The organism is Methylobacter sp. BBA5.1, assembly GCF_000746145.1.
Classification (GTDB): domain Bacteria; phylum Pseudomonadota; class Gammaproteobacteria; order Methylococcales; family Methylomonadaceae; genus Methylobacter; species Methylobacter marinus.
The window spans coordinates 92,390-104,625 of sequence record NZ_KN050816.1; the positions used below are offsets into that span (position 1 = coordinate 92,390).

General features: G+C 48.6%; 11 protein-coding genes. 5 read left to right on the forward strand and 6 right to left on the reverse strand.

What is annotated here, in order from left to right:
• Positions 1-16: 16 nt before the first annotated feature.
• Entirely contained in the window at positions 17-1,099 is a 1,083-nt protein-coding gene (locus tag EK22_RS22335) for a hypothetical protein (RefSeq protein ID WP_027147364.1), read from the reverse strand.
• A 383-nt stretch (positions 1,100-1,482) separates the two neighbouring features.
• Between EK22_RS22335 and EK22_RS22340 the strand changes: the two genes are divergently transcribed.
• Complete coding sequence (locus EK22_RS22340; protein WP_020159913.1) at positions 1,483-2,247, forward strand: hypothetical protein; 765 nt, start codon at positions 1,483-1,485, stop codon at positions 2,245-2,247.
• 125 nt (positions 2,248-2,372) lie between these two features.
• On the opposite strand, the gene EK22_RS22345 is transcribed toward EK22_RS22340, so the two are convergent.
• Positions 2,373-2,741 carry a hypothetical protein gene (locus EK22_RS22345; protein ID WP_036254687.1) on the reverse strand — a complete coding sequence of 123 codons (369 nt, stop codon included), beginning with the start codon at positions 2,739-2,741 and terminating at the stop codon, positions 2,373-2,375.
• Positions 2,742-3,053: 312 nt separating this feature from the next.
• The gene (locus tag EK22_RS22350) at positions 3,054-3,476 is read right to left on the reverse strand and encodes a tetratricopeptide repeat protein (protein ID WP_036254601.1); all 423 of its coding nucleotides are present in this window, start codon (positions 3,474-3,476) and stop codon (positions 3,054-3,056) included.
• Positions 3,477-3,826: 350 nt separating this feature from the next.
• Between EK22_RS22350 and EK22_RS22355 the strand changes: the two genes are divergently transcribed.
• The 3 genes from EK22_RS22355 to EK22_RS22365 all read left to right on the forward strand — a co-directional run bounded on the left by EK22_RS22355 (position 3,827) and on the right by EK22_RS22365 (position 7,525).
• Positions 3,827-4,264, forward strand: coding sequence for a cupin domain-containing protein (locus EK22_RS22355; RefSeq protein WP_036254604.1), 438 nt, complete (start codon positions 3,827-3,829; stop codon positions 4,262-4,264).
• A gap of 259 nt (positions 4,265-4,523) precedes the next feature.
• The gene (locus EK22_RS22360) at positions 4,524-5,273 is read left to right on the forward strand and encodes a hypothetical protein (RefSeq protein WP_036254607.1); all 750 of its coding nucleotides are present in this window, start codon (positions 4,524-4,526) and stop codon (positions 5,271-5,273) included.
• A 1,091-nt stretch (positions 5,274-6,364) separates the two neighbouring features.
• Positions 6,365-7,525: a YncE family protein gene (locus tag EK22_RS22365; protein ID WP_020159906.1), complete on the forward strand. Its 1,161-nt coding sequence runs from the start codon at positions 6,365-6,367 to the stop codon at positions 7,523-7,525.
• A gap of 451 nt (positions 7,526-7,976) precedes the next feature.
• Here the strand turns inward: EK22_RS22365 and EK22_RS22375 are convergent, their stop codons facing one another.
• Entirely contained in the window at positions 7,977-8,939 is a 963-nt protein-coding gene (locus EK22_RS22375) for a hypothetical protein (RefSeq protein ID WP_020159904.1), read from the reverse strand.
• A 386-nt stretch (positions 8,940-9,325) separates the two neighbouring features.
• On the opposite strand from EK22_RS22375, the gene EK22_RS22380 reads away from it, so the two are divergent.
• Positions 9,326-10,354, forward strand: coding sequence for a metallophosphoesterase (locus EK22_RS22380; RefSeq protein ID WP_051962036.1), 1,029 nt, complete (start codon positions 9,326-9,328; stop codon positions 10,352-10,354).
• A gap of 331 nt (positions 10,355-10,685) precedes the next feature.
• Here the strand turns inward: EK22_RS22380 and EK22_RS22385 are convergent, their stop codons facing one another.
• On the reverse strand, positions 10,686-11,168 hold the full coding sequence (locus tag EK22_RS22385; RefSeq protein WP_036254609.1) for a hypothetical protein: 483 nt from the start codon (positions 11,166-11,168) through the stop codon (positions 10,686-10,688).
• Position 11,169: 1 nt separating this feature from the next.
• Positions 11,170-12,048 (reverse strand): hypothetical protein, encoded by an 879-nt coding sequence (locus EK22_RS22390; protein WP_036254611.1) that lies wholly within the window; start codon positions 12,046-12,048, stop codon positions 11,170-11,172.
• Between the last annotated feature and the right edge of the window lie 188 nt (positions 12,049-12,236).

Sequence of the window (12,236 nt, forward strand, 5' to 3'; positions counted from 1 at the left end):
GCTTAGGAACGGGGATTTAATTCGACATTTTCGTCGCGGGGTCGACGATGCATAAATAGTATTGTGGACGATGAGTCTCAAGCATGATGAGCCGATTTACAATATCCTCGGCGCTACTCTGCCCTATCGGGCCGGCGGTGGCGCGGCCAGTGGCGGCGCTGACCAGATGCACATAGCTCATGTGCGGTCCATTGGCCAGATCTGAGTTGATCAAAAACTCGGTTTCATAGGGATCAGGTTCTTTGTCCGGGGCCGCACTGCCCGGATTGCAGGTGCCAAAAAAAATCAGGCCGTCTGTCGCAGCCAGCGAACTCAAGGATTTTATGAAATGAAAGAATCTTTCCTGCGATACTTCGGTAGACGCCTTCAGCTCGAACAGGGGTTCCCGGCAAATGAGTTCGCAGAGATTGAGCCGGGCTTCGCGCTGATTCTCCGCCACCGCTGCCAATTGATCGGGCGAGCAGTAGAGCGCATAGCAGGACCGGTCCAGCGGCTGTATCTGTTTTTCCAATCCTTTTAACAGACGCTGAATATCGTTCGATTTCATCGGTGCGAACTCCGGCCAGCGTGACACCATGAAGTCGCTGAATTCGCGGTTTTTTTCGGTATTGTAAGTAACGGACACCACCTTCTTAAGTCCCGGCTGCGCCTCGGAAAACTTAATGAAACGGCCTTCGTCCCCCGCTATCTTAAAGTCTTGCCAGTACATGGCGCTTTTGAGCACCGGGCCGTCAAAACCGCCGTGACCGATAAAGACCACCCGGTCGAAAGGAGGCGACTGCCGTGCCATTTGCTCGGCCTGCCGGTAATAATCGCTCCAACTCCAGATATCATGCAGTTGCGTAACGGCCGCGTTAAACCGGTTGCGATAAAAGGCTTTCACAATCCGGGCGGACTGCTCGGACCATCTTGGATTCTCATTCGCGCGCGGGTCCCTGCTCAGCAAAGGCACAAGCAGCACTCGCCTCGGCGGCTGGCGCACGTTCAAGCTTTTCGATCCGTTATAAAAGGATCGGCATGACGCTAAATGGTCTTCATCACTATAAGCATTGACAGCACAAATCCATATTAACAATGAAGCCAGTAATCGGGTCCGCATAATTTTATTCCTGAAAAGATTCCGCATCCGAGTCGCGCCGAAAAATTAAACCCATCTCTTATCTGCCGTGGCCGGAAACGCACCGCGTGCCGTTCCCCTCATCCGACGCCAATTTCCACACTTTGACCCGATTAAAAAATAAATTATCGATGAGAACAAGGTCATGTATATTATTGCCAGTCGGGTTTGAGGCTGCACCGGCAAATGCTCGCTGTCGTTTCACAACTTATGGACACCTTAAAAGCAATATGTTGTTCCTCTAATGTTAAAAAATGACTATTTTCTCTGTCTCGCACCCTGCCGCGCAGCGTTGATTCATCCCCTGTGCCTGAGACAAAAATATATCCAAATGAATTTGGATGCCATTCAGTGAGTTTCCATACATGATTACTTCACGTTCGATCGCTTTATTCAGCCTGCTGTTTTCCTCGGTATTGCCGTCCTATGCCAACGCCGTGCCAGACGCCCACATTCATGTCATTGTGGCCCTGGTCGACAATGCTTCTCAAGGCATCGTGCCTGTTCCCGCAAAAATCGGCAATGGCGACGATCCGCGCAACAACCTCTATTGGGGCGCCGCTTATGGCGTGAAAACCTTTTTGAGTAAGTCGGCAGGTTGGCGTAAGTTAGCGTGCGAAGAGGATATCAGCGACACTATTCTGGAACGCTGCCGGTTTTCCTGGAAGGACAAACTCACCATTACCGCCGATGCCTATCGCGGCAAACGGATTGACCAGGCGATGCTCGACTTTATGCAACAAGCCGCCAATCCGCCCAATGAGGCAAAGCGTGAAATGGTGGTGTTCATCGGTCATGATGGCTTGATGGACGCACAAAACGAACCAATCATAGAACACTTTCCAAGGCATGCCGAACACGGTAAACAAGCGGCCGTCCTGTCCTGCATGAGCAATGAGTTTTTCAAAGGGCATTTGCTTGCCGCCGGCTCACAGCCGGTGGTCACCACTTTTAGCTTCATGGCGCCGGAAGCCTATGTATTGGAAGCAATTGCGCGCGGCTTTGCCAACAAGGCAAGTGAGGCGGAGCTGCGCAGCTCCGCCGGCCTTGCTTACGCCAAGTACCAGCATATCTCAGCCAAGGCTGGAAAGGCGGTTTTTGGCGCAAAAAATCCAATAGTCCGCAATTGATGCGCCGTATTGCTCACGAAGAACGCCTTGCAAGTTCAAGCATCGCACCATTGACCGCCAGAGCGGCGAATGAACCTCGCTTTTGTGGTCGATTGCCTGCATTTGGCAATCCTTTATTCAATAACCTATTTGTTCCTCATGCCGGCAGCCAACATTATCATGAGGCCAGATACGCCAAGCAAAACACATAGCAGGTATAACCAGCCCACCGGCATGATGTGGAGAAGGCCGTTCGATGCGCTGAAAGGAGAAAACGGCTGCATATCCGAATGCATGATACTGTCCAGAAAAACATGGGAAAAAGTACCGATGAGTAACGCGCCGACATAGGTGTGCGAAAATCCATGCAAGACGCTATCTCCCCGCAGAATCCGCACCAGCGGCTCGACATCCATGGCTACCTGGGCGAAACCGAATACCATCAGGCTGAAATACTTGCCAGTCATCGCCTTTATTGCAGCGCCTGGCCCCATGTGAAACGGTGTGAACGGCATGGTTTTTCTTATGACCTGATCAACGGTTATGTAAGCTAATAAGGATTCGGCTAGAAATAACATCCCGATGTCGTTTTTTATGAGCCCCCGTGGGAGCGATGCCCTCATCGCGACTAAAGACGCCGCAAGTCGCGATGAGGGCATCGCTCCCACAGGTGTCGCTTGGATTTAAAACTGATTGTAGAGTCGCCCTACAGCCCTCCGCAAACCGGGAAATTATTTACGGCCAAATCCTAAGCTGCTGAAGCAATTAAGCCGTAAGGTGCAAATCCGCATCGCGGCGATACGCCCAAATAACCATCAAATAATTTGCTAAGCAGTCACGCGTTTAAGAAGCCACTCGATCTCTTGCAAGGCATTTTTATCACGATTTTCCGAGGCATTGGCTCTGGCTTCGGCGAGTAGTCTTTGCGCGCTTTCGCTTTCACCCAGTTCGAACAGGGCTCTTGCCAGTCCGATCTGTTTGGTATGAATCGGTTCGCCGGGAAACGAAGCGGCTTGCTCGATCGCCAGGCGATATAACTCTGCCGCCTCGCTTGGCTCCGTCGTGCAGTCCGCCAAGGTTTCCGTCAAGAACGGGTCAGGCGCTCCGACTTTCAATCTATTCTTATACAGTTCCCGAAGGCTTTCCAATGCTTCAGCCTGGACTGCTGTATTGCCTGTCTCGATCGCCAGGTTGATCTCGAAAGTGAGTTCGAAGACTTCAGAGTATAAAGGTTCTGGTATCGTTCTCATGGCCGTCTAATCAGTGATTATGGAGTTCAGGTATTTTACACTCATACTCTAACCCAGCAATAAATAACGTTTAGCTCTGATGTCAGCTCGTATAGACAGCGCCAGAGCGTTGTGAAACCTGGCGCTTCGTGTTGACCAGGATAATAATCAAGCAAAAATGAAAATTTCAACATCGGGCAAAATGCCTACTTTCTTAAGGCAATTCTCACTTTTTAGCCCGGCGCTCTTTCCGTAGCATTTAAATTCGCCTTCACGACCTGCGCGCCAGCGGCAAAGCTTATCCATGCACATCGGCCAGCCGGAACCGTTGATCAGGTTGAAGATTTCATTTCATGCCAAGGAAAACCGTTATGAACAATTACCTTTTTACTGATAAAAACATCGCCTGGCAGCAACTCGGCGCATTCGAGAATTTTCGTTACTCGATTCTGAACATCGATAAAGCTAATAAAATTATAGACGTGATTTTCAGATTTGAACCTCACAACCCGATCGTCCTGCATCGGCACTGCGCGTTAAACCACACTTTTGTTATTCACGGCGAACACCGGCTCTATCATGCCAATGGCGAATTAAAAGCCGCCCGCGCCGTCGGCAGTTATACTGTCAGCCCGCCCGAGCCAATGCCTCACAGGGAATGCGGCGGCGATGAAGGCGCGGTTGTTCTGTTCAGCATCCGGGGCACCGAGGGGGTGATGTATGAAATCCTTGATGAAGAAGAAAACATCATTGGGGCCTTGGGCATGCAGGATTTTGTCGACTTATACGAAATGAACAATCGCGCATAGGCTGGATTGGAACTTGCGCCCCCCCGGCATTTGCAGTTCCCGAATGTCGGGTTAGCCCATTCAGCCTGCCATATTCGAGTAATTTCGCGTACATTCTCAGGCGTTGTCTCCTCAAACGTAAATCAATAACGTTTACCTTGATGTCCCGATTAAGCTATGCTTAGCCCCACGGCACTTATTTCTCATCCAAATACAAGGATTTGAAATATGTTTATGTGATAATCAATACAATAAATAAGAAATGGCGAGGAGCTTTTACATGGCAAAGAGTTTTATAAATCAATTATTCGACCTGGTGGGGCTGAAATTGCCAGATGCCCAAGGTCATTACAGCCCATCCGCATACAGAGATGAGCCATCGAAGGCTGAGCAAGAGCAAGCGAAAATGACGGGTGTTGCAAGGTACCTGGCGAATAACTATCCGGAAGAACAGGCCGATGTTTCGGAAACCGCAAAACTGACCGGAGTCGCCAAATACCTGGCGAAGATACAACAGGAAGAACAGGAACAAGCCGAAGCGGAGGCAGCGGCACAGGCCCAAATGACAAGTGTTGAGAGATATCTGGCCAAGCTGGAAGAGGAAGTTGCCGCCGCCCCTGGCAACACAGAAACAGCACAACAGGCCGATACCGTGAGCATGACGCGCGTAGAGAAATACCTGGCCAAACAACAAATAACGGCATCCGACAGTCCTCAGCCGGAAGCGGTCCAGCCGGCCGCCGAGAAAACAGCGAGGAAACCGGTTGCCGAAGTGAAGAAAGCCCCACCTAAACAGGCGGCTGAAAAACAATCCCCGCCTGCCGCCAAAACATCAGGCAAAATAATCAATCTGGCTGAAAATGCCTCGCAATGTCAATCGACAACTTCGAAAGGCACACAATGCAAACGCAGAACCGGCCTGGAACCACTCGAGAAAACCATCAACCAGCAAAAGTACAGATTTGTTGCCTGCGGTCAGCACCACAGTGAATCCTTCGTACCATTTCCGGAACTTCTGCAAAATGATTGAATGAAGCGCTCTGGCTCATCAAATCGATCGTAAAAAAAAGACTGAACGGCCAAACAGAGAAAAAGAATGTAGGCTGGGTTGGAGCTTTAGCGGAAACCCGGCATGAGTAACTTCAAAATGCCGGATTTAGCAACTCAGCCTGCACTCTGAACTATTTGATATGGCATAACCACGGCGATTCATCCAAGCTTTGCCGATGCGAATCTATAAACGCGTCCGGTTCCGGTGCGCGCTATTTCTTTACCGTGAATCGCCTGGCGCCAAGCAATGATCACCTGATCCGTCATATTTGGTCACCTGTGCAGTGTTTTCCGGCAAGCGCGCAACGCGCCCCTCCCTTCGCCATCGTCATACTGCCAAAGCGTCTGCATTCGCAATGAGTGCGATTACCGTCAGCATCTGTACCAGGTCCAGTACAATCCCGTAAAACACTGCCATGTCCAGGCAGCCAAGGACCGATCCTAAACCTCATTCCAGCAAAGATTCAGGCACGGCATGCACATCGAAAACAAGGCCGCCTCCCTGGACATCCAAGACTCTTCATGGGAATACGTCATGCAGGCCGCTTCGAAATGCCGGATTTATCAAACCCACCCGCCACTAAAGTTGTCATTACTGTGAAAGACAAAAAAAAGCCCCTGTTAAGGGGCTCGATAGGTTAGGTCGAAAGGAGAGCAATAATGAAAGTAATCTGCAATATTACATAAAAAGATATAGTGGCAGATCAGCTAATTTTCAACTGTAGATTGAAAATATTTTTTGCGGCCCGCTCCGGCAAAGGATAGCATCAGCAGAAATCTATAGGCCTTTGACACTAAGCCAAGTAACCGTCAATTTGGTGGCTTTTCTAAATCTCAGGGCGGCGTCAAGTTTCTTGAGTTTGAGGTGTTCAGCCTTTAGTAGCTAGTCAATTTAATTATGACGAGTAAATTGTAGGTGCGAATTCACTTGTGCCCTTCAGGGTATTCGCACTGCGCGGATACCCTGAAGGGCACAAGTACCAAATCCGCACCTACACCGGAAATTCATCCGCACATTTGAGGAAGTTATTTTATGCGCGTTCCTAACCTGACAAAACACTGGAGTCCTTTATGAAACATGCATTCAAAATATTTGGCCTGTGCGCAATGACGCTAAGTGTCCCGATCACCGCCAACGCGGAATTGCTGGCTCTGCTCAACTACGAGAGCAAGATTGGTCAGCCTAACCGGCGCGAAGGTATTGCCGTAATAGACGTCGACCCGAACTCGCCGAACTTTAACAAAATCATCAAAGATACCCCGCTGCCTCCGGATTTCGTGGCGCATCATATCTATTACAACAGAGATACGAGCAAGGCTTATGTCACCTCGCTCGGACACTCCGAGCTCTATATCTACGACATGGCGAAATTTCCCGACTCGAAAACGATCGTGCCGGTTCCGAACTGCAAGGTCGGAGAAGACATCACCTTCTCAGCCGACAAGAAGCGCTGGTTCCTGAGCTGCATGGGCTCCAGCAACATTATTGTGGGCGACGCCCAGACAGATCAACCCATAGGAACCATCGATAGCGGCGACTCTCCCGATAAATTCATCAAGTATCCGCACGGCATCATGCTGAACAATGATCTGGACCGGATGTTCGTCACCAGCACGGTAAACCCGAGCAACCCTAACGACGCCGGTGAGACCGTCACGATCATCGAGGCGTCGACGCTGAAAATTCTCTCGACACACAAACTCTCGACCAAACCCTCTCCCTCGGGTGAAGCGCCCGTTGAAATTCTCTTTGCGCCGGATCAAAATCCCCCGATGGCCTACATTGACAATATGTACGGCGGCACGCTCTGGACCGCGACCTGGCGCCCTCAATCCAGGGATTTCGGTTTTCATGAGGTATTCGATTTTGTCGGCACCGGCCAAAGTCTGCCGTTGGAAATGGGCTTCAATGACAAAGGCGATCGCCTTTTCGTCACGACGGCCAAGCCGGGCGCTTTCAATATCTTCGACATCGCCGAGCCTTACGAGCCAAAGCTTCTTGCGACCATTCCGACCGCGGGAGGCGCTCACCACTTCGTCATATCGCCTGATAATCGCTACGCCTTCGTCCAGAACAGCTTCATCAATCTTCCGGAAATGGACGATGGCTCCGTCAGCGTCATCGACTTGACCCAAAATAAAGTCGTCGCAACGGTTGACGTCCTGAAAAAGGCCGGACTGACGCCGAACTGCATCATCGCCATGCCGAGCTGGCATAAGCATGTCCATTAAAGGACAGGAGGTGCCATAGATGGGAAAAGTTAACCGCCGCCCGTATATCCATGATTATTCATGGGAATCAGCTTATGCAACTTAGGTAGGTTGAGTTGGAGTCTGGCGGAAACCCGGCATGAGTGGCTCCGAATGCCGGGTTTAGCAACCCAACCTACCCGCCAAATCCAGCCTGCCAGGTTTTAGCGAACCCCAAGTCGTTTTATTTCGAGCACTTCACCGCTAGCGTCATCTATCCATACGTGTAGTGAGCTTCCAATTGTGGCTGAACTTACTATCCATATCAAAGCACCTGCATTTTCCTCTAACGTTATAAGACAGAGGTTTTCACAACTCGGTTGCCCAGAAGCTGCTTTCCGTGCAATAGCGATTACCTCGTGTTCAGATAACCGGGTCTTTGGCTTCTCTTTTTTCTTGCTCAGCCACCTATCAAATATGTGAAACATGTTACTCACCTCATGCTATTTTCGGCTGGAATTTCCCGAACAGGAACATTCGCAGGTTGAAATCGTAGTTCAAACGCAATTCCTGATACCGTTCCGTTAAAAAGCAGGCCGGCTGCTTCAGTAATAGCACCACTTCCGGTGAAGTTTGGATGATAGCCCCCACCCTTGGTTAAAAACATATAACCACTCTGAACCGGAAATCGTATTCCGGTGAAAAACTGTCGGAAACCATAGACTCCAACTTGCGCCACTGTTTCAGCCAGTGCTTCTTCAATGTAGCGATAGAGGGATGAGCGCATATAGGAAGCGGCGCGATTACTTACCCTGTATTCACGCAGAATGTAGAGTTTAGGAGTAAGGAACTGGTGGACACGTTCGTGTAGGAGAGCCGCCGCACGCTCACTGGCAGAGCCATGAGTTGTAACAATGATATTACCCCAAAAACTAGTTTCGCCTTCTCCTGCAGGGAGTACAGGACTTTCTTTTACGGTTGGTTTGTACCGAATACCTGGTGTTTTCGGCGGAGCATCGCCAAGTAGTTCTCGCGGAATGCGGCCTCCATTTCCAGTGCGCGGGGATTTTGCTCCTCGAAACAGTACTGCCAGCACTGTCTGAATACCAAGGATACTGATCGCCTTTGCCAAGTCATCAGCTGCCTTATCGAGATCATGTATAGTTTTGGCTCGATAAACGCCCACTGCGAAATCATAAAGATAATCCAATCCTGTGAAGACGGCGAATCCAATCGCAACTATCCCTACCACTAAAATAATTATGTCAATTATCTCGCCGATTCCCACAGCGTGAGATACCACCCATGCGATCAGAACACCGGAGATGATGGCGAGCGATGTCGGATTTATTACTGCTTGAAGTTGGGCGCGAGCTTCAGGGCCTAATTTGGGGAGTGTTCTGGTCAAAGTTACTTCAAGGCGTCTCTCAAAAGACCAACTGGCTACGGTCTGCATATTTTCAATCCCTTTAATATTTTTTGGTCAATTACATTAACATATAGACTGAGTTGGAACCTGACAAAAATCCATCATAGGCGGCTTTGAATGCCGGATTTATCAGTCTGACCCGATGGGTCGTGCTCTTTCTCAAGCTCATATTATAACAATAGCTTTCAGGATTAACTTGTCTGGATGAAATAACAGGAAAAATGCTTAAAAATGGGCGGTCCCGAAATGCCGGGTTTAGCAACTCAGCCTGCCGTGCTCGCAAAACTCATCTGAAAAACATTTTTGCAACGAAGTTATCATCAATCGTTAACCAAACGTTCACGATTTCGTAATCAGTGAACGCCATACTTTGCCCTTCTTTTTCATCATCTCATTGATCTTAAGAGGGTAAAATGTCAAAACTCAAGCATTGTTTCTTCCTGAAACTATCCGTTGCCGCTTGCTGTGCAGTATTCGGACAAACAGCTATTGCCGCACCGGAACATAACGCCGCCCGAGGTTACGGCAAGTTCGAGTTCGCCTTGATCGGCGATGTGCCATATAAGGAAGCGGATTACTGGAAGGTCGACAATGTGATCGCAGAGATCAATGCCAACAAGCAGTTGAAATGGGTCTTGCATGCTGGCGACATCAAGAACGGTTCGACTTTGTGCTCGGACGAGATATTCGAAGACAGGCTGCAACGCTTTCAGAGTTTTAAAATCCCTTTCATTCTGACACCGGGCGATAACGAGTGGACCGATTGCCACCGCCCCAATAACGGTTCGTACCAACCGCTGGAACGCTTGAACAGGCTGCGTGAACTGTTTTATCCAGTGCCCGGCGAGACGCTTGGCCAGAAAACCATGACAGTCGAGACCCAGGCCGATGATCCAAATTATTACGAGTTCGTGGAGAATACGCGCTGGATGGAACAGCATGTGATGTTTGCGGCTGTGCATATCGTAGGCAGCAATAATGCATTAGCCAATTTTTCTGGCCGCACACCAGCCGATGACTCAGAAGTCGCGCGACGAATTGATGCAACCCGCGCCTGGATCAAGGAAACTTTCGCCAAAGCTAAGGCTGAGGATGTGCGTGGCGTACTGTTGCTGTTTCAGGCTAACCCCGGTTTCGAGTTGGCTAAGGGCAGCAACGAACGGAAAGGTTTCGAGGAAATTCTGGCTGATCTGGAACAGGAAAGTGTCGAGTTCAAAAAGCCGGTCATATTCGCCCATGGCGACTCTCATTATGTCCGTATCGACAAGCCTATGAAGGGCGGCATCAGTAACCGCCGTATCGAGAACGCCACCCGTGTGGAAACATTCGGTGCCGATGACGTGCATTGGTTACGGGTCGTGGTCGATCCAAATTCGCCGGAAGTATTCTCTGTACATCAAGAAATCGTCGACAAAAATCTGGAACAGCATCCGCTGCCTTAAGTATTGATCACAACTAAGCCCCCGGCATTGCCGGGGGCTTTTTAACTGGCGTTTTTTCCTTTTCGTTCATCAAACCGCAACAAACTGGCTGTAACATAATGATCTCTTTTAGAGCAATCTCAAAGATACGCTAAGCATGCATCATTCATTAAGCCCAACCTCACTCGCTGGCCCTTTAATTAGGGCCTTTTTTGCCTTTCGCTTTTTCCCTAACTAACCTTTTTTATGTCTATCAGATCAGCATGGTAGTGCTGGGTTGGAGCTTTAGCGGAACCCCGGCTTGGGCGGCTTCAAATGTCGAGTTTAGCAACCCAGCCTGTCGCGCTGGAAGCTAAACACCTCCAGTTATCCGATTTTTTTTACGCCTGATTAGCTCTGCACAAACTTCGGAATTTGATACGTAAGCAATTTCTCGGTACGTAAACCACCGGTAGGATGCTTGCTCACAGATGCTATAGCCTCGTCCTTCCAGATAGCTCTCAACAGGATAATGAACGATATGGGGCAACACAAACATGACAACAACACCGCCAATTAGAACATTAGTCAAAATTTTTGTGACTTTTTTTGTAAGGGGAAGCCTCAGTATTCCTTGATATAAACCGCCTAAGGTAAGAGCGCCTAATGTAACACCTGCCCCCAACAAGTAAAAAACACCTTTGTCAAAAACAATGACTGGACCATTTTCTGCTATCTGTGCATAAAGCTGGAAAACGCCCCAACCAAACTGTGTTAAGATCGAAATCGTGAGCAAACTGAACACAAAAAAACTAAAGAACCTTGATAAAGTTGAGGGTTGATGTGAACTTTCCATTTTAATAAATCCTCGGCCTTGTTGATAAGAACTTATCAAGTTGATGTTGTGCTGCATTTATGATTATTTGTCTGACTGAATCTATTGCATAATCGATAATTGATTCCGCAGTTTCATTAACAGTATTCCTTATATTTTGCCTGGATCTTGCTATATATGCGTTTGCATTTTCATCTAGCTCATCCAAGGCTTGGATTACGCGATCTGTTATGCCGTAACGCGTATCAATTTTGCCTAGCTCATAAGATGAAGCAATGCCAACAATAACTACAGCCAAAATTGGTCCTATTGCTACAGTGATCCCCAGCGCAACAACCCCATAAGCAGCTGCTATTGACGCACCAGTTGCTATGCCTATCTTTACCACGTCAGTCGCGAGAGAGCCAATTAACCGACTAAGCGTGGCTTGGTCGGTCAGAAAATAATCGGCTACCCGATAACTGGAAATTAAAACGACGGAAATAATGCCGCCAGACCTCGCAGCGTTAATGGCTCCCGCTCTGCCAAGCCCCATAGTGATTACCTTGGGATGTTTAATACCGTACTTTGTGCCTGTAAGTATCTTTCTCAATCCTGGATATCCCTTCAAAATAATGTGGGGTTTACCTCCATAGGTTTTTATGTAAGCTTGAGTTGTGAATCCTCCCAAATCACCGACAAGTTTGCTTAGTGTTATAAAATCGTCGGCCGATGCATAATAGCTTACGCCAAACTCCACCTTCCCTTTGATCTGTTGCCATGCCTGCTGGACATTCGGCATTTTACCCCTGGGTGATGATTTAATAATGGCATCCATTTCCTCTATGGAAATCACAAATACTTCGTGTTGGTTAGATTGTATTTGTAGTTTTAGCGCTTTCTTTTCCTGATCCGTTAGCATGAAATGCCTCCTTGGTTAAATTTGTGACGAGAAGTTGTACTATTTGAGCTACTGCTCAAGCGGTTGTGTACGTCCAGCATGAGCGTAAATTAATGAGAGTGAAAGTCTCAGTCGGAGAATCGGTATTGATTAACATTTATCATAAGTCGACAATTATAACGACCAGTCGGCAGCCAGGACAATATTGT